Source organism: Geodermatophilus sp. YIM 151500, from assembly GCF_025716945.1.
Lineage (GTDB): Bacteria > Actinomycetota > Actinomycetes > Mycobacteriales > Geodermatophilaceae > YIM-151500.
On sequence record NZ_JAOVZT010000012.1, the window covers coordinates 87,048 to 103,521 of the forward strand.

16 protein-coding genes and 1 tRNA gene are annotated in these 16,474 nt (G+C 75.3%); 12 read left to right on the forward strand and 5 right to left on the reverse strand.

The features are described 5' to 3' along the window. Positions 1-54: 54 nt before the first annotated feature. The 4 genes from OF117_RS17865 to OF117_RS17880 form a co-directional block, all read right to left on the reverse strand. Entirely contained in the window at positions 55-270 is a 216-nt protein-coding gene (locus OF117_RS17865; RefSeq protein WP_263554198.1) for an RNA-binding S4 domain-containing protein, read from the reverse strand. A gap of 5 nt (positions 271-275) precedes the next feature. Then, positions 276-1,004: an MOSC domain-containing protein gene (locus OF117_RS17870; protein ID WP_263554199.1), complete on the reverse strand. Its 729-nt coding sequence runs from the start codon at positions 1,002-1,004 to the stop codon at positions 276-278. Next, entirely contained in the window at positions 1,001-1,942 is a 942-nt protein-coding gene (locus OF117_RS17875) for an aldose 1-epimerase family protein (RefSeq protein ID WP_263554200.1), read from the reverse strand. The genes OF117_RS17870 and OF117_RS17875 overlap by 4 nt, the downstream gene beginning before the upstream one ends. A gap of 72 nt (positions 1,943-2,014) precedes the next feature. Next, the gene (locus OF117_RS17880) at positions 2,015-2,659 is read right to left on the reverse strand and encodes a hypothetical protein (protein WP_263554201.1); all 645 of its coding nucleotides are present in this window, start codon (positions 2,657-2,659) and stop codon (positions 2,015-2,017) included. 268 nt (positions 2,660-2,927) lie between these two features. On the opposite strand from OF117_RS17880, the gene OF117_RS17885 reads away from it, so the two are divergent. From OF117_RS17885 to OF117_RS17910, 6 genes are all read left to right on the forward strand, one after another. Next, positions 2,928-4,169, forward strand: a complete 1,242-nt coding sequence (locus OF117_RS17885) for an HNH endonuclease signature motif containing protein (protein WP_263554202.1) — start codon at positions 2,928-2,930, stop codon at positions 4,167-4,169. Positions 4,170-4,393: 224 nt separating this feature from the next. Further along, a complete protein-coding gene (locus OF117_RS17890; protein WP_263554203.1) occupies positions 4,394-5,557 on the forward strand; it encodes an acyl-CoA dehydrogenase family protein in 1,164 nt (387 codons plus the stop codon). 151 nt (positions 5,558-5,708) lie between these two features. Next, a complete protein-coding gene (locus tag OF117_RS17895) occupies positions 5,709-6,185 on the forward strand; it encodes a pyridoxamine 5'-phosphate oxidase family protein (protein WP_263554204.1) in 477 nt (158 codons plus the stop codon). Between the two features lie 117 nt (positions 6,186-6,302). Beyond that, a complete protein-coding gene (locus tag OF117_RS17900) occupies positions 6,303-6,794 on the forward strand; it encodes a DUF1707 domain-containing protein (RefSeq protein ID WP_263554205.1) in 492 nt (163 codons plus the stop codon). An 82-nt stretch (positions 6,795-6,876) separates the two neighbouring features. Beyond that, complete coding sequence (locus OF117_RS17905) at positions 6,877-7,269, forward strand: nuclear transport factor 2 family protein (RefSeq protein ID WP_263554206.1); 393 nt, start codon at positions 6,877-6,879, stop codon at positions 7,267-7,269. A gap of 164 nt (positions 7,270-7,433) precedes the next feature. Continuing rightward, positions 7,434-8,294: an SDR family oxidoreductase gene (locus OF117_RS17910; RefSeq protein WP_263554207.1), complete on the forward strand. Its 861-nt coding sequence runs from the start codon at positions 7,434-7,436 to the stop codon at positions 8,292-8,294. A 204-nt stretch (positions 8,295-8,498) separates the two neighbouring features. Here the strand turns inward: OF117_RS17910 and OF117_RS17915 are convergent. Further along, a tRNA-Leu gene (locus OF117_RS17915) sits at positions 8,499-8,581 on the reverse strand. A gap of 208 nt (positions 8,582-8,789) precedes the next feature. On the opposite strand from OF117_RS17915, the gene OF117_RS17920 reads away from it, so the two are divergent. The 6 genes from OF117_RS17920 (at position 8,790) to OF117_RS17945 (ending at position 16,337) form a co-directional block, all read left to right on the forward strand. Then, positions 8,790-9,593 (forward strand): FhaA domain-containing protein, encoded by an 804-nt coding sequence (locus OF117_RS17920; protein ID WP_263554208.1) that lies wholly within the window; start codon positions 8,790-8,792, stop codon positions 9,591-9,593. A 79-nt stretch (positions 9,594-9,672) separates the two neighbouring features. After that, positions 9,673-10,128 (forward strand): FHA domain-containing protein, encoded by a 456-nt coding sequence (locus OF117_RS17925; protein ID WP_263554209.1) that lies wholly within the window; start codon positions 9,673-9,675, stop codon positions 10,126-10,128. A gap of 34 nt (positions 10,129-10,162) precedes the next feature. Beyond that, positions 10,163-11,608, forward strand: coding sequence for a PP2C family protein-serine/threonine phosphatase (locus OF117_RS17930; RefSeq protein WP_263554210.1), 1,446 nt, complete (start codon positions 10,163-10,165; stop codon positions 11,606-11,608). A gap of 81 nt (positions 11,609-11,689) precedes the next feature. Further along, on the forward strand, positions 11,690-13,105 hold the full coding sequence (locus OF117_RS17935; RefSeq protein WP_263554211.1) for an FtsW/RodA/SpoVE family cell cycle protein: 1,416 nt from the start codon (positions 11,690-11,692) through the stop codon (positions 13,103-13,105). Next, on the forward strand, positions 13,102-14,547 hold the full coding sequence (locus tag OF117_RS17940; protein ID WP_263554212.1) for a peptidoglycan D,D-transpeptidase FtsI family protein: 1,446 nt from the start codon (positions 13,102-13,104) through the stop codon (positions 14,545-14,547). The genes OF117_RS17935 and OF117_RS17940 overlap by 4 nt, the downstream gene beginning before the upstream one ends. Further along, positions 14,547-16,337, forward strand: a complete 1,791-nt coding sequence (locus tag OF117_RS17945) for a serine/threonine-protein kinase (protein WP_263554213.1) — start codon at positions 14,547-14,549, stop codon at positions 16,335-16,337. Before OF117_RS17940 ends, OF117_RS17945 begins: the two co-directional genes overlap by 1 nt. Positions 16,338-16,474 lie beyond the last annotated feature (137 nt).

Here is a 16,474-nt window from a genome sequence, read left to right on the forward strand (position 1 = left end):
CGGCCCGCCCCCGTCGGCGTCCCGCCCCGGACACGCCGCGGGAGGGGTCCGCCCTCATCCGACGCGGACGTCGTCCATGCCGTCGACGGAGACGACGTCGCCGCGGCGCAGTTGCCGGCCGCGGCGCTCCTCGGGCTCGCCGTTGACCCGGACGGCACCGGCCAGCAGCACGTCCTTGACCTGCGCGCCGGTGTCGGCGACGTCGGCCAGCTTGAGCAGCTGGCCCAGCCGGATGGTGTCCTCGCCGGGACGGAGCTCGATCGTGCGCACGGACCTCAGTCCAGCACGGTCGCCTCGTCCCCGCGGCGCACGGTGCCGGGCCGCTCGACCAGCGCGCCGACGGCGAGGGTTCCCCCGCGCTCGCGGTGGATGGTCTTGAGCACCGAGGTGTCACGGCCGACGGCGCCCGGCTGGGGACGGGTGACCATGACGCAGCGCGGGATGTGCGTGACGACGGCCAGGACGGCGTCACCCAGCCCGATCCGGCGACCGACCAGCACGTCCTCCCCGACGCCGTCGAGCAGCACGTTGGACCGGAACCGCCGCGGGTGCCAGCCGCCGGTCGTGCCCGTGGACACCAGCGACACCCGGGTGCCCGGGTCGTCGTGGAACGCGCCGGCCGCGCCGTCGAAGGGATGCCACGGACCGGCCTCGTCGGTGGCGTCGTCGAGGTTCTCGTAGCGGCGGGCGCCGGGCGCGTCGGCGACCGACCGCAGCGCGACCCGGCGGCCGGTCCAGGCGGAGAGGGCGGCGTCGTCGGCGGCGACGGTGCCGTCGGGCAGCACGACCTCGACGCCGCCGTCGGGACGCGTGCGCGCCGCCGCGAACAGCAGGTCGGGCACCCGGCGGGCGGTCAGCCCGAAACCGGTGTCGAGGTCGAACAGCGCCCACTGCCGGTCGCCCTGCACGCCCTCCGCGCCGAGCCGGGCCGCGTCCAGCCGCTCGCCCTGCAGCGACTTGACCGGGTACCGCCAGAGCTCGACGACGGTGAGCGCACGGCTCACGCCGCGGTCCAGGCCAGGCTCCAGGTCCCGGCCCACGCCTCGCCCGGGGCCAGGACGACGAGGTCGACACCGTCGGCCAGCGCGTTGGGCGGGCAGGTCATCGGCTCGACCGCCACGCTGCGCCGCCGCTGGCCCTCCGGCAGCGTGTCGCCGGTGTAGAGCTGCAACCACCGCCAGGTGGGGTCGACCGCCAGCTCGAGCGTCCCCGCGGCGCCGCGGAGCGTGGTGCGCGCCCAGCCGTCGCCGTCCCGCACGAGATCGGTGACCGCGTCGTCCAGGGCTCGGCCGCCGAGCCGGCCGACGGCACCCTCGAACGGCGAGCGGCCGCCCGTGGGCAGGCCGCCGTCGAGGTCGAGCGCGGTGCGCGCCGGCACGGCGAGCTCCGCGTCGTCGACGTCGCCGTCCGCCGTGGCGCCCACGGACAGGTACGGGTGCATGCCGGCGCCGAAGGGCGCCGCGCCGTTCCCCTCGTTGCGGACGCGGACGGTGACGGTGAGCCGGTCGGGCGCCAGTGCGTAGTCGATCGCCGTGGCGAGGCGGAACGGGTAGCCGGACCGCGGCTCGACCACGGTGCCGACCGTCACGGCCGCGCCGTCGGCCGCGACCACGGTCCACGGCTGCCACGACAGCAGGCCGTGCATCGCCGTCGGCTTCTCCGGCGAGGCGACGTCCAGCTGGAGGTCCTGCCCCTCCCACCGCCACCGGCCGTCGCGGATCCGGTTCGGCCAGGGCAGCAGGACGCCACCGCGGCGGCCGTCCGGCACGGTGCCCGCCGGGTAGCCGTCGAGCACCGCCCAGTCGCCGACGACGAGCTCGCGCAGGCCGCCGCCGCACAGGTCGACCGCGAGCCGAGCCGCTCCTGCGGACAGCTGCACCTCGGTGGGCTCGATCGCAGGCCAGGGCCGGTCGTCGACGGGGAGGGCGGGAACGTCGCTCACCGGCACACTCCACCACAGCCGGGCGCCGGGGACAGCCTCCGTCCGAACCCGGCTCCGGCGGCCGCCCGGCCCTCAGCCGTTCCCGAGCGGGTCCTCGTCCTTGCCGAGCAGCGAGACGCGCACGAGAGCGGCCGCGAAGCGGGCCAGGTCGTCGGGGCCGACGAGATCGGCGAGCGCGCCGACGTCCCGGGGCAGGCCTGCCCGTTCCGCGCCGTCACGGGCGCGGTCGTCGAGGTAGGGGCGCACCCACGGCCACACGGCCTGCACCTCGCGGAGGAACACCGCCGCACCGGTGGCGCCGATGCCCTTGACCTCCTGGAGCAGCTCGGCCGCGCGGTCGACGTCGCCGCCCGCCTCCTCGGCCAGCTTCCGCAGGTCGCCGCCGTACCGGTCGAGCACCAGCTGGGCTGCCTCGCCGAGCTGGGTGGCCGTGCGCTCGTCGTAGCGGCGGTAGGAGCCGCGGCCGAGCGCGTCCACGCGCTCCTGCCAGTCGGCGTCGCGCATCTTCTCCGGGGTGGTCATGCCGGCCTCGGCGAGCTCGCGTGCCGCGGCGACGGCGATGTCCGCGCTGATCCGCGCCGAGAGCAGGTCGGCGAGGACGAGCAGCCGGAACAGCGGGGCCGGCGCGTCCTCGAGCCGGATGCCCGCCTCCTGGGCGTAAGTCGTGCCGTACCGGTCGAGCACGGCGCGGGCGGTGTCCCGGTCGGAGCGGCTCACGGACGGCGGGCTACCCGGACCGGCACCCGCTACCCCTGCGCGTGCCCGGAGGCTGACCGCGCGGAAGCGAGACCGGGCGCGACGACGCGCTCGGCGGTGGGGCGGCCGGAGGGCGCCCGCTGCCGGGTGTCCTCGCCCGGGCCGTGGGGCCTCCTCGTCGTCATCCCGAGATCATGCTGGTCGGAAGCCCGTGACGGACCGGTTCCGTCAGTGCTGTCCGCTAGCGTGCACCCGTCGTCGAACACCTGTTCGGAAGGAGGGGTCGGCCGTGTCGCAGTTGCGCTCGTTGCTCGACGAGCTGGCTGCTGCCGATCCCGCCGGACTCGACGTCGAGGCGCTGACCGGCGAGGAGCTGCGCGACGGGCTGCCGGCCGTGCAGGCCGCGATCAACCGGCTCACGGCGCTGCAGACCCGCATGGTGGCCGCCGGGGAGGCGCAGCAGGTGCACGCCGTCGACGGCATGCGCTCGATGAAGAGCTGGCTGACCGGGCACTGCCGCCTGTCCGGCGTCGCTTCGGACGCACTGGTCCGTGCCGGGCGGCGGCTGCGCCGGCTGCCCGAGCTGGCCGCCGCTTACGACGACGGCGACGTCACGCCCGCGCACGTGGCGGAGGTGACCAAGGGCGTGACCCCGGCCCGGATGGCGCGGGCAGCAGGGATCGGCGTCGACCACGGCGAGACCGACCGGCTGCTCGCCGAGGCGGCCCGCCGGCTCGGCCCGGAGGACACCGCCCAGGTGGTGCGCCGGTGGGTGATCGGGGTCGACCCCGACGGCACGCTGGACGACGACGCCGGCCGGCCGCGGGTCTTCCGCATCGCGTCGTCCTCGGGTGGCCGGCACCACCTGTCCGGCCACCTCGATGCGGCCGGCGCCGAGACGGTGCACACCGTGCTCGAATCCATCATGGGCGGCGATCGCCCGGCCGGAGACACCCGCACGCACGCCGAGCGGCAGGGTGACGCCCTGGTCGAATTGGCGCGGCAGGCGCTGATCGGCGGTAACCTGCCCGCCGTCCGCGGGGAGCGGGCGCAGGTGCGCGTGACCATCGACTGGCAGAGCCTGTGCGCTGCGACCGGTGCCCTCGGGATCGCCGGCGGACGGCTGGCCTTCGCCGGGCCGATCACTCCCGAGACCGCCCGACGGTTGGCCTGCGACGCGTCGGTGGTCCGGGTCATCACCGGCCCCGACGGACTGCCGCTCGACGTCGGCCGCGCCCGGCGCACCGCCAGCGAGGCCATCCGCCGGGCCGTCGAGCTGCGCGACGGCCACTGCGTCTTCGCCGGCTGCAGCGCGCCGCCCGCCTGGTGCGACGTCCACCACGTCGTGCACTGGGCGCACGGCGGCCCGACCTCCTGCGACAACGGCGCGCTCGTCTGCGAAGCCCATCACACCGCCGTCCACGAGGGCGGGTTCAGCCTGCGCCGCAACCCCGGCACCGCCGTCTGGCACACCTACCGCCCCGACGGCTCGGAGGTCCTGCCCCGCGGCCCCACCCCGCTCCGGCTGTGAGGCGCGGATCGGGAACCGGCGAACCCGTCGAGCCGGGTCGTGCACGCGGTCGTCGGACGGCGGCCCCCGGCTTCCGCTGCGCCGCGGGAGCCGACGGAGCTGACGGAGCCGACGGAGCCGACGGCGGAGCCGATCGGCCGGGACCCGGCGCCCTCGCTCCGACGGATCGCCGCGGGCCGGCGCCGGTACCGTCGTCCGTGCCGTCTCAGCGTCGAGGAGGAGCCGTGCCGGTCGACCGCGAACTGCCCACCGAGGAGGCGCAGGACCTCATCGCGCTGACGCGCGACCTGGCCGACCGTGAGCTGGCTCCGCGCGCCGCGAAGTACGAACGCGAGGAGCGCTTCCCGCGCGAGGTCTTCCGGACGCTGGGGGACGCCGGGCTGATGGGCCTGCCGTTCCCCGAGGAGGTGGGCGGCGGTGGCCAGCCCTACGCCGTCTACCTGCAGGTGCTCGAGGAACTGGCGATGCGGTGGGCCAGCGTCGCCCTCGGCGTCAGCGTGCACACGCTGTCCTGCTCGCCCATCGCCCGGTACGGCACCGAGGCGCAGCGCCGCGACCTGCTGCCCGAGATGGTCGGCGGCACCCTTCTCGGCGCGTACTCGCTCTCCGAGGCGCACGCCGGCTCCGACGCCGCCGCCATGAAGGCCTCGGCCACGGCCACGGACGACGGCTGGATCGCCCGCGGGGAGAAGGCGTGGGTCACGCACGGCGGGCACGCCGACTTCTACACGACCTTCCTGCGGACGCCGGCGGACGGCCCCCGGGGCATCTCCTGCTTCCACCTCACCCCCGACCTGCCCGGGTTCGGCGCCGCCCGGCCCGAGGAGAAGATGGGCCTGACCGCGTCGACGACCGCGGCGCTGCGGCTGGACGACGTCCCGATCCCCCGTGACCGCCTCATCGGCGAACCCGGCCGGGGCATGGCCATCGCGCTGGGGGCACTGGACTCCGGGCGGCTGGGCGTCAGCGCCGTGGCCGTCGGGCTCGCCCAGTCGGCCCTCGACCTCGCCGTCCGGTACGCCACCGAGCGGGAGGCCTTCGGCCGGCCGATCGTCCAGCACCAGGGCGTGGCCTTCCTGCTGGCCGACATGGCCGCAGCCGTGGAATCCGCGCGGGCCACCTACCTCGCCGCCGCGCGTCGCAAGGACGCCGGCAAGCCGTACGCGCGGCAGGCCAGCATCAGCAAGCTCGTGGCCACCGACGCCGCGATGAAGGTGACGACGGACGCGGTCCAGGTGCTCGGCGGCGCCGGGTACACCCGCGACCACCCGGCCGAGCGGTACATGCGCGAGGCCAAGGTCATGCAGATCTTCGAGGGCACGAACCAGATCCAGCGCATGGTGATCGGCCGGCTGCTGGCCGGGGAGGCGGCTCCCGCGGCGGGCTGACACCGCGGCCCGGCGGCGGGCTGACACGGCGGCCCGGCGGCGGGGCGAAGCCTGCCGGCCGACGCGGCAGGGGGGCCGAAGCCTGCCGGCCGACGGCGGCGGGCCGAGCGCGGCCGCCCCATCCGTCGGTGCTGCCGTGCACGATCCGGCCATGGCCTCCTTCGCCGACGTCGAGACCGAGGAGCCGGAGTTCGCCGTGCGCGTGCGGGCGGCCTTCGACGCCCACCGGCACAAGATCCTTGCGACGCTGCGTGCCGACGGTGCACCGCGGGTCAGCGGCATCGAGGCCGCGATCGCCGGCGGCGAGCTGTGGCTGGCCGGCATGCCCCGATCGGTGAAGTTCGCCGACCTGCGCCGCGACCCCCGCATGGCGCTGCACAGCGGCAGTGACGAGCCGGACGGCTGGTCGGCGGACGCCAAGGTGTCCGGACAGGCCGTGGAGGTCGTCGACGTCGCGGGTCGCGCCCGCTTCGCCGCGGCGACCGGCACCCCGGCCGACGGCGACTACGAGCTCTTCCGCATCGACCTCGACCAGGTCGTCCTCACGGGCCTGAACGCCGAGCGCAGCGCCCTGGTGATCGCCTCCTGGCGGCCCGGCCGCGGGCTCACCCGGGTGGAACGCACCTGAGCCTTCCGACGACGAGTGGGAACACGGCGGCCGCGGCGGGCGTCCATCCGGGTGGAGTGCGGTGGACCACCGGCAACCCCGGGGCCCACACTGGAGCACCCGAGGAGGAGAGCCGCGATGCCCGAGCCCCACCTGCGTGCCGGAGATGCCGACCGCACCGCCACGGCCGACCTCCTGGGCAAGCACATGGCCGCCGGGCGGCTCACCCTCGACGAGTACGACGAGCGGTTGGCCCGGGCCTACGCGGCGAAGACGTACGGCGAGCTGGCCGAGCTGACCGCCGACCTGCCGTCCGCGCGGCCCGCCGCGACGCCGGCTCCGGCGACCCGGCCGCCCACCGCACCGCGACCGCACCCGGTGGCCATGCGATCGTGCGGCGGCAGCCCGTGGAGCCGGCCCGGGCACCGCGACCTGGCCCACGCCTGGCGCGCCTGGCTGACCACCTCGATCACCGTGCTGGCCATCTACGTCATGACCGGCGTGATCGGCGGATTCGGCTACCCGTGGCCGGTGTGGGTGATCGGTCCGTGGGGGCTGGTCCTCCTGGCGCAGACCAGCGCGCAGCGCCTGGGCCTCGACGGCGACCGCGGCCGGCAGCTCGGCTCCTGACACCACCCGTGGCCGCGGGTGGGTGCCCGGCAGCCCGGCCGGGTAGGGGCAGGCGACCGACCGGAACGATCGAGAGGCCGCCATGCACACCATGACCAACCGCTTCACCGAGGCGCTGCACCGGATCGACAGCGATCGCGACGTCCAGCCCATGGTCGACCTCACCGGCGACGACGCCGAGCTGATCAAACTCGACGAGCACCACGAGACGACGGGCAAGGACGGCGCGAAGACGTTCTGGGAGGACTACCGGAACGTCTTCGGCGAGCTGGAGACCACGTTCACCAACAGCATCGTCGGCGAGCGCAGCGCGGCGCTGGAGTGGACGTCGGAGGGCACGCTGCGCAACGGCAAGCAGTTCCGCTACCGCGGGGTCACCGTGATCGAGGGCGACGACGAGGCGCTGACCGGCGTCCGGACGTACTACGACTCGGCGGCCTTCCTGCAGGAGAGCGCCGGGGCGGCGCGGTCCTGACCCGCAGGCTCCACCCGGCCCGGACGGCGGCGCGGCCCCGAGGTCTCCCCTCGGGGCCGCGCCGCGCCGACGCGCGGTCACGGCCCGCCAGCCGCGTGATGGTCACGCTCGTCCCGTCCCCCGAGCTGCTGGTCGCCGATTTACCTTAGCCCTAAGGTATCGGCATGATTCTGGTGACGGCGGCCGGCGGCACGACGGGCCTGGCGGTGACCGGGGCGCTGACGGCACGGGGCGTGCCGGTCCGGGCGCTGGTCGGCTCCGATCGCGCCCGGGCGGCCCTCGAGGCGCACGGCGCGCAGGTCGTCCGTGGTGATCTCGAGGGCGATCTCGGCGCGGCTCTGGACGGCGTCGAGTCGGTGTACGCCATCTGGCCCAACTTCGACGAGGGCGAGGTCGCGGGGGCGCCGCGGCTGTTCCGGGCAGCGAGAGCCGCGGGCGTCCGGCGGGTCGTCTACCACTCGGTTCTGCGACCGGGCCTGCGCGTCATGCCGCACCACGCCGGCAAGGCAGCCGCGGAGGAGCAGCTGGACGCGGTGGGAGTCGCCTGGCGGGTGCTGCAGCCGTGCGCCTACGCCGACAACCTCGACGCCGCCGTGCGGGAGGCCGTCGAGACCGGGCAGCTGCGCAGTGCGTGGGGCCTGTCCCGGCCGCAGTCGTTCGTCGACGTGCGGGACGTCGCCGAGTGCGCGGCCGTGCTGCTGACCGAGGAAGGGCTGGACTCGGGCACCTTCGAGGTGGCGGGCCCGGAGCCGCTGACCGCCGCCGACCTGGCCGAGCGGGTGACGGCCGTCAGCGGGCGGGACGTCGTCGCCGTCGATGCGCCCGCATCCCCCGACCGCGGCACCTACGCCGGACGCTGCCTGGCCACCATGTTCGACTGGTACCGGGACCACGGCTTCGCCGGTAGCCCCCGCGTCGCCACGGCCCTGCTCGGCCGGCCGCCTCGCAGCTACACCGACCACCTGGCCGACGTCCTCGGCACCGTGGGCGGCGCAGCGGAGGGCGTTCCTCCGGCCAGCAGCTAGGAAGACCACCGCGGCCGACGCGGACGCGGGCGGGCTCCCGGAGGCGCTCGGCGAGGTCGCGGCGGAGCCGGCGCGGCAGGACAGCACGTGGGACGAGCAGAACCATCCCGATGGCGCCGGGGATCGAGACGGGATCGGAGCTTCCCTCGGGGCGGGGGACGGCCACGGCCGCCGGGAAGTCCTGGGGCATCCCCCAGGAACGGGTGGGCAAGGGGGGAGTTGAACCCCCACGTCCTTCCGGACACACGGACCTGAACCGTGCGCGTCTGCCATTCCGCCACTTGCCCTGGCGATCACCGAGACTAGCAGCCGGTGAGCGGGGACCCGGTGGGGGTCCGTCGCGAGCCGGGCACACGCGGTCGGGTCCTGAGCCCCCGCGGACCGGCGTGCGGACGGCGGTCGGCGGTGCGTCGCGGCTACGCACCCGGACGGGACCCGGTCGCACGGCTACGATCACGGGTGCACAACCGACCATGCCGACGCGAAGGAGCGACTGTGGGTGTGCTGCAGCGCTTCGAGCGTCGCCTCGAGGGCATGGTCGGCCTTGCGTTCGCCCGCATCTTCAAGGGCAAGGTGCACCCGGCGGAGATCGCCAACGCGCTCCAGCGCGAGGCCGACGAGCAGCGCTCGGTGCTGGGCGAGGGCCGCGTGCTCGCGCCGAACGTCTACGTGGTGCGGCTCGGCGAGGCCGACTACGGCCACCTGGCCCAGTGGTCCGACCAGCTCGCCGTCGAACTCGCCGACATGGTCACCGAGCACATCGAGGACGAGGGGTACCAGGTCTTCGACAAGGTGACCGTCCGCCTCGAGCGCGACGACGACCTGCCCACCGGCGTGTTCGAGGTCAGCTCCCAGGTCGCCGACCCCGCCCGGCCGGCGTCCGGGCACGTCCCCGCGTCACCGACCGGGCACCCGTCGCTCCCGCCGCTGCCCCCGCTGCGCGGACGGGTGGCGTCCGACACCGGCCGGCAGTCCCCCTCGGTGGTCGGCCGCGCCGGCACGCGGACCGGCGCCACGCACGTGCTGGTGGTCGACGGTCCCGGCACCCGGCACGAGCTCACCACCGGCCGCAACGTCATCGGCCGCGGCACCGAGGCCGACATCCGACTGCCCGACACCGGGGTGAGCCGCAAGCACGTCGACGTCGTCCTCGAGCAGGGCACCGCCTGGGCCGAGGACCTCGGCTCGACCAACGGCACCCTGGTCAACGGCCGGCGGATCACCCGGCACGCACTGTCGGACGGCGACGTGATCCGCATCGGCCACTCGGTCCTGGTCTACCGGCAGGACGGCGCGTGACGGCGCGAGCGAACCAGAGCAGGACACGCACCGCGCCGGCCGGCGAGGCGGGCACCGCAACCGGGCGGGGGGTGGCCGCGTGACCGAGATCGTCGTGCAGGTCTTCCGGTTCGGGTTCCTGCTGCTGCTCTGGCTGTTCATCTTCGCCGCGTTCCGCGTCGTCCGCGCCGACCTGTTCGGCGGCCGGGCCGGCCGGGTGACCGCCGTGCCCCCCCGCGCCGCGACCGGCAAGAAGCGGCAGCGAGGGCCGAAGACGCTCGTCGTCACCGCCGGGCCGCTCAGCGGGACCAAGATCACGCTCGGGGACCAGCCGATCCTCATCGGCCGCGCCGACGACTCGACGCTCGTGCTCACCGACGACTTCGCCAGCTCGCGGCACGCCCGCCTGACCAACCGCGGCGGCCAGTGGTACGTCGAAGACCTCGGCTCGACCAACGGCACCTACCTCGACCAGCAGCGCGTGCAGGGCCCGCTGCTGGTCAACCCCGGTCAGCCGATCCGCATCGGACAGACGGCGCTGGAGCTGCGCACATGACGGCTGCCGGGCCCCGCGGACGGGCGGGTTCGCGGTGACCCTCGTCCTGCGCTACGCCGCCCGCTCCGACCGCGGCCTCATCCGCGGCAACAACCAGGACTCGGTGTATGCCGGGCCCCGGCTGCTCGCCGTCGCCGACGGCATGGGCGGCCACGCGGCCGGCGACGTCGCCAGCAAGGTGGTCATCGCCGCGCTGGAGCACCTGGACGACGACACGCCCACCGGCGACCTGCTGCAGGCCCTGCGCCAGGCGGTGTTCGACGGAAGTGAGCACCTGCGCGAGGTCATCCGCGAGTCGCCGCAGCTGGAGGGCATGGGCACCACGCTCACCGCGATCCTGTTCGCGGGCGGGCGGCTGGCGCTCTGCCACGTCGGCGACTCGCGGGCCTACCTGGTGCGCGACGGCCAGTTGTCGCAGATCACGCACGACGACACGTTCGTGCAGACGCTGATCGACGACGGCCGGATCACGCCCGAGGAGGCCAACAGCCACCCGCAGCGCTCGCTGCTGCTGCGCGCCCTCAACGGCCAGGACGTGGAACCGGACCTCTCCATGCGCGAGGTGCGGGAGGGTGACCGCTACCTGCTCTGCTCCGACGGCCTGTCCGGGGTGGTCAGCGAGGAGACCCTCGCCGAGGCGCTCAAGGACCCCGACCCGCAGGCCACCGCCGACCGCCTGGTGGAGCTGGCGCTGCGCGGCGGCGGGCCCGACAACATCACCGTCATCGTCGCCGACGTCGTCGAGGACGGCGGCCGCGGCCCGGCCCTCATCGACCCCGTCGTCGACGGGGCCGCCGGTGGCTACGTCGGCCAGCGCGAGGTCGACCGCCGGTCGGCCGCCGGGCGCGCCGCGCTCGCCGACCCACCTCCGTCACCCCCACCGCAGACGACACCGCCATCGGGCGGTGGCCCGGCCGCCCGCCGCCGCCCGCTGCGCATCCTGTTGGGGGCGGCGGCCGTGCTCCTCGTGGTGGTGGGGGGCGGCATCGGTACCTACGCCTGGGCGCTCGGGCACTGGTTCGTCGGCGTGACCGGCTCGGGCGACCACGAGCAGGTCGGCGTCTTCCGCGGGCTCGACGTCTCGGTCGTCGGGCTCGACCTCTACCGGCTCGACGAGGCGACCACGCTCGCCGTGACCGACCTCACCCCGGCGGCGCGCAACCGGGTGCGCGGAGGGATCACCGCCTCCGACGCCGGCGACGCCCAGCGGATCCTCGACGCCCTGCGCGACCAGCGGCTGCCGCTGTGCCGGGCCCGGACCGACGACGACAGCGCCGCGACGAGCGCGCCCCCGTCGCCCACCGCCGCGGACCCGACCGCCACCGCGCCGGTGCCCGATGGCGCCACCGACCCGACGCTCCCGGCACCGCCGGCAACCGACGCTCCGGCCCCGGACACGGCACCATCGGAGACGGCGCCCGCGCCGACCCGCGCGGCGCCGTCCCTCGAGCCAGGGGTCGACTGCCGGGAGGCCGACTGATGAGCGCCGCAGGCTCCGGAACCCCACCGGAGGTGCGTCGGTGAGCGCCGCAGGCTCCGGAACCCCACCGGAGGTGCGTCGATGACCGGGCCGTCCACCGACCCGCGGGCCCCCGCGGCCGGGACGGCGCCGCCGAAGCGGCGCGGCACGGAGCTGGCGCTGCTCGGCTTCGCCGTGCTGATCACGGTGGTGGCCCAGTGCGTCGTCGACCTCACGGTGACCGGGTCGCTGAGCCCGGAGCTGGCCACGTTCAGCACGTGGATCGCCGCGCTGTGGGTCGTGGCGCACCTCGTCGTCCGCCGGTTCGCGCCTTACGCCGACCCGCTGCTGCTGCCCACGGTCGCCCTCCTGGTCGGCCTCGGTCTGGCGGTGATCCACCGGCTGGACCTCGCCGCCACGCAGGTCGACTCCCCCGTCACGCGCGAGGACGCCCCGGTCCAGCTGCTCTGGGCCACCATCGGCGTCGCGTTGTTCGTCGCGGTGCTCGTCGTCGTCCGCGACCACCGGTCGCTGTCCCGGTTCGCCTACACCCTGGCCCTGGTCGGCCTGGTGCTGCTGGCCGTCCCGGCGCTGCTGCCCGCGTCGATCTCCGAGGTCAACGGGGCCAAGATCTGGATCCGGGTGGCCGGCTTCTCCATCCAGCCCGGCGAGTTCGCCAAGATCTGCCTGATCGTGTTCTTCGCCGCCTACCTGGTCGACAAGCGCGAGGTGCTGGCGCTGGCCAGCCGCCGGGTCATCGGCATCGAGCTGCCCCGCGGCCGCGACCTCGGTCCGGTCCTGCTGGCCTGGGTGATCTCCATCCTGGTGCTGGTCTTCGAGCGCGACCTGGGCAGTTCGCTGCTGCTGTTCGGCATCTTCGTCGTGATGCTCTACGTGGCCACCGAGCGCTCCAGCTGGCTGCTCATCGGCCTGGGCCTGTTCGCCGGCGGCGCCCTCGTCGCCTACCAGATCTTCGGCCACGTGCAGGCCCGGGTCGACACCTGGCTGGACCCCTTCGCCTACCGCGACGGGGCCGGCTACCAGCTGGTGCAGTCGCTGTTCGGGCTGGGCACCGGTGGCCTGTTCGGCGCCGGGCTCGGTGGCGGGCGCCCGGACCAGGTGCCGGTCGCCAAGAGCGACTTCATCGCCGCCGCGATCGGCGAGGAGCTGGGCCTGTTCGGCCTGGTCGCCGTGATCATCGTCTACCTGGTGCTCGTCGAGCGCGGCCTCCGGACGTCGCTGATCGTGCGCGACTCCTTCGGCAAGCTGCTGGCCGCGGGCCTGGCCTTCTCGCTGGCCTGGCAGACCTTCGTCGTCCTCGGCGGGGTCACCGGCCTGCTGCCGCTCACCGGCCTCACCACGCCGTTCCTCGCCTACGGTGGGTCGTCGCTGGTCGCCAACTTCGGCCTGGTCGCACTGCTCGTGCGGATCAGCGACGCCGCCCGCCGGCCGGCCACGCCCGCCGCCGCTCCGCTGCCCAAGCTGGGTGACGCGCCCACCGAGGTGGTGCGGCCGTGAACGCCCCGCTGCGCCGCGTCGCGATCAGCGTGCTGGTCCTGTTCACGCTGCTCATCGTCAACGTCAACTACATCCAAGTCGTTCGCTCCGACGAGCTGCGCCGCGACCAGGGCAACACCCGGGTGCTCGCCGAGGAGTACAACCGCGAGCGCGGCTCGATCATCGTCGACGGCACCGAGGTCGCCCTGTCGGTGCCGACCGACGGACGGCTGACCTACCTGCGCCAGTACCCGCAGGGCCCGGAGTACGCCGCGGTGACCGGCTACTACTCCCTGGTCTACGGCAACGCCCTCACCGAGTACGCCGCCAACGACGTGCTCTCCGGCAACGACCCGCGGCTGACCCTGCGCCGGCTGTCCGACCTGTTCACCGGCCGCGACCCGGCCGGCGGCGACGTCCTGCTCACCCTGGACGCCGCCGTCCAGGAGGCCGCGATGACCGCGCTCGGCGACCGGACCGGCGCGATCGTGGCACTGGACCCCCGGACGGGGGCCGTGCTCGGCCAGGCCAGCACCCCGACGTACGACCCCAACCAGCTGTCCAGCCACGAGCCGGACGCCATCCGCGCCTACTGGGACCAGCTGCAGGCCGCCGACCCCGAGCCGCTGTTCAACCGGGCGATCAGCGGCAGCTTCTCGCCCGGCTCGGTGTTCAAGGTGGTCGTCTCCGCGGCCGCGCTCGCCGACGGCTACGAGCCCGACACCGCCGTCCCCGCGCCGGACGTCTACGAGCTGCCCGGCAGCTCGGCGACCCTGGAGAACTTCGACGGCTCCAGCTGCAACGGCGGGGCGGACCAGCCGTTGATCGAGGCACTCACCATCTCCTGCAACACCGCCTTCGCCGAACTCGGTGTCGCACTGGGTGAGGAGCGGCTGCGGGAGACCGCGGAGGCCTTCGGCATCGACGGTGAGGGCTTCGAGATGCCGCTGCAGGTCGAGGCCAGCACGCTCGGCGAGATCGAGGGCGACGCGCAGCTGGCGGTCAGCTCCATCGGCCAGCAGGACGTGCAGCTGACCCCCATGCAGGCGGCCATGGTCGCCGCCGCGATCGCCAACGGCGGCGTCCTGATGTCCCCCTACCTGGTCGAACAGGTCCGCGCCCCGGACCTGTCGGTCATCGACCAGACCGATCCCGAGGAGCGGCAGCGCGCCGTCTCCGCGGAGGTGGCGGAGCAGCTGACCGAGATGATGCGCAGCGTCGTCGACAACGGCACCGGCCGGGCCGCGCGGCTGCCCGGCATCCAGGTGGCCGGCAAGACCGGGACCGCCCAGGTCGCCGAGGGCGTGCCCGACCACAACTGGTTCATCGGCTTCGCGCCGGCCGACGACCCGCAGATCGCCGTGGCCGTCTTCGTCGCCAACGGCGGCGGCACCGGCGGCGGCGTGGCCGCACCGATGGGCCGCGACGTCATGGCCGCCCTGCTCGCCGGGCAGGGGGGCTGATGGCACTGGCCACCGGCAGCCTGCTCGCCGGCCGTTACGAGATCACCGCCCACATCGCCACCGGCGGGATGGGCGAGGTCTGGCGCGCCCGCGACCGGGTGCTCGACCGGACGGTGGCGGCCAAGGTGCTGCGCGCCGAGTACACCGGCGACCCCAGCTTCCTGGCCCGCTTCCGCAACGAGGCGCGGCACACCGCGGCGCTCACCCACCAGAACATCGCCTCGGTCTACGACTACGGCGAGACGCTCGACGAGACGGGCACGCGGCAGCTGGCCTTCCTCGTGATGGAGTTCGTCGACGGCCACCCGCTGGTCACCATCCTCCACCAGGAGGGCCGGCTCCCGGTCGACTGGACGCTGCACGTGCTGCAGCAGTCCGCCGAAGGTCTGTCCGCCGCCCACCGCGGCGGCGTGGTGCACCGCGACATCAAGCCGGGCAACCTGATGGTCCGGCCCGACGGCGTGGTCAAGCTGACCGACTTCGGCATCGCCCAGGCCCGCGACGCCACCCCGCTGACCAAGACCGGGATGGTCGTCGGGACGGCGCAGTACCTCTCGCCCGAGCAGGCCCAGGGCATGGAGGTCACCGCGGCCTCCGACGTGTACTCCCTGGGCGTCGTCGCCTACGAGTGCCTGGCCGGCGTCCGGCCGTTCGACGGCACCTCCCAGGTGGCCATCGCCCTGGCGCACATCAACCGGCCGCCGCCGCCGCTGCCCGGTGACATCCCGCCCGCGGTGCGCCTGCTGGTCGAGCGGGCTCTGGCGAAGAACCCGGCCGACCGCTTCCCGGACGGCGCCGCCTTCGCCGAGGCCATCCGGCGGGTGGCCAACGGCGGGGCGCTCTCCGCCACCCCGACGCTGACGACGCCGACGCCGGTCGTGGGTGCCGCCGACGGCCGGACCGAGGTGTTCGCGACCCCCACCGGAGCGGCCGCGGCTGCTCCGGGCGCGGCCGCCGGGGCCGCCACGCCGGGCACCGAGGCCGACCGGCCCATGCCACCGCTGCGCGCCCCGTCCGACGACGAGGACGCCGTCGCCGACCGCGGTCCCGTCACCGGGCCCGGGACCGGCGCGGGCGACGTCCGGCGGGCGCGGCGGGCCCACGGGGCTCCGTCCCGGCGCCCGCCCTGGATCTGGGCCGCCGTCGTCCTGCTGGTGCTCCTGCTCGGGGGCGGCGCCTGGCTGGCGTTCGGCGGCGACGCCGACGAGCGCAGCGGGACCACCCCGGCCTCCGACCCGACGGGCACCGCGACCAGCGCGCCGGCCGACGGCGTCGCCCTCGACGCGGCCGCCTACGTCGGGGAGCCGGTCGACGCCGTCGAGACCGCGCTCACCGACCTCGGGCTGACCGTGTCCCGCGAGGCCGCCGGTGAGGACCAGCTGGTGGGCGCCGGCGAGCCGCTCGAGGCGGGCGACGTGGCGGCCCTCTCCCCCGGCTCCGGCACCGTCCCCCCGGGCACCGAGGTCGTGCTCTACGTCGCCGAGGAGGCCTACCCGCCGGAGGAGGCCCCGGAGGCGCCCGCCCCGGCGCCCGAGGCGACGTCCGAGGCGCCGGCTCCGCCGACCGCGGAGCCCTCGACCTCGGCCGCGGCACCGACCACGAGCGCGCCGCAGGGTCCGACCGCGACGGCGACCCGGACCAGCGCCGCGCAGACCTCGTCGACGCCGACGACCGACCAGGCCCCGGGCAGCCCGGCGAACACGCCGCCGTCCACGACGGCCGGCCAGGCACCGGGCAGCGCGGCGCCCGAGGAAGCAGGAGGCCAGGCGGCGCGGAGCCCGGCCGGGTGAGCCGACACCCCCGCGCCGTCCCGGAACCGCGTCGTCCAGCGGATAGGCTGCCCGATGGCCCCGTGTCCGCACGGCAGGCCTGGTCCGCACCCGCCCGGCCGGCACCGGCGCACCCCCGGACGACGCACCGCACCGCC

Bases quoted from the DNA above. Each gene is read 5' to 3' on its own strand.
- OF117_RS17895 (WP_263554204.1), top strand. From the start codon at position 5,709: ATGGCCTCCTTCGCCGACGTCGAGACCGAGGAGCCGGAGTTCGCCGTG.
- OF117_RS17900 (WP_263554205.1), top strand. From the start codon at position 6,303: ATGCCCGAGCCCCACCTGCGTGCCGGAGATGCCGACCGCACCGCCACG.
- OF117_RS17905 (WP_263554206.1), top strand. From the start codon at position 6,877: ATGCACACCATGACCAACCGCTTCACCGAGGCGCTGCACCGGATCGAC.
- OF117_RS17910 (WP_263554207.1), top strand. From the start codon at position 7,434: ATGATTCTGGTGACGGCGGCCGGCGGCACGACGGGCCTGGCGGTGACC.
- OF117_RS17935 (WP_263554211.1), top strand. From the start codon at position 11,690: ATGACCGGGCCGTCCACCGACCCGCGGGCCCCCGCGGCCGGGACGGCG.
- OF117_RS17945 (WP_263554213.1), top strand. From the start codon at position 14,547: ATGGCACTGGCCACCGGCAGCCTGCTCGCCGGCCGTTACGAGATCACC.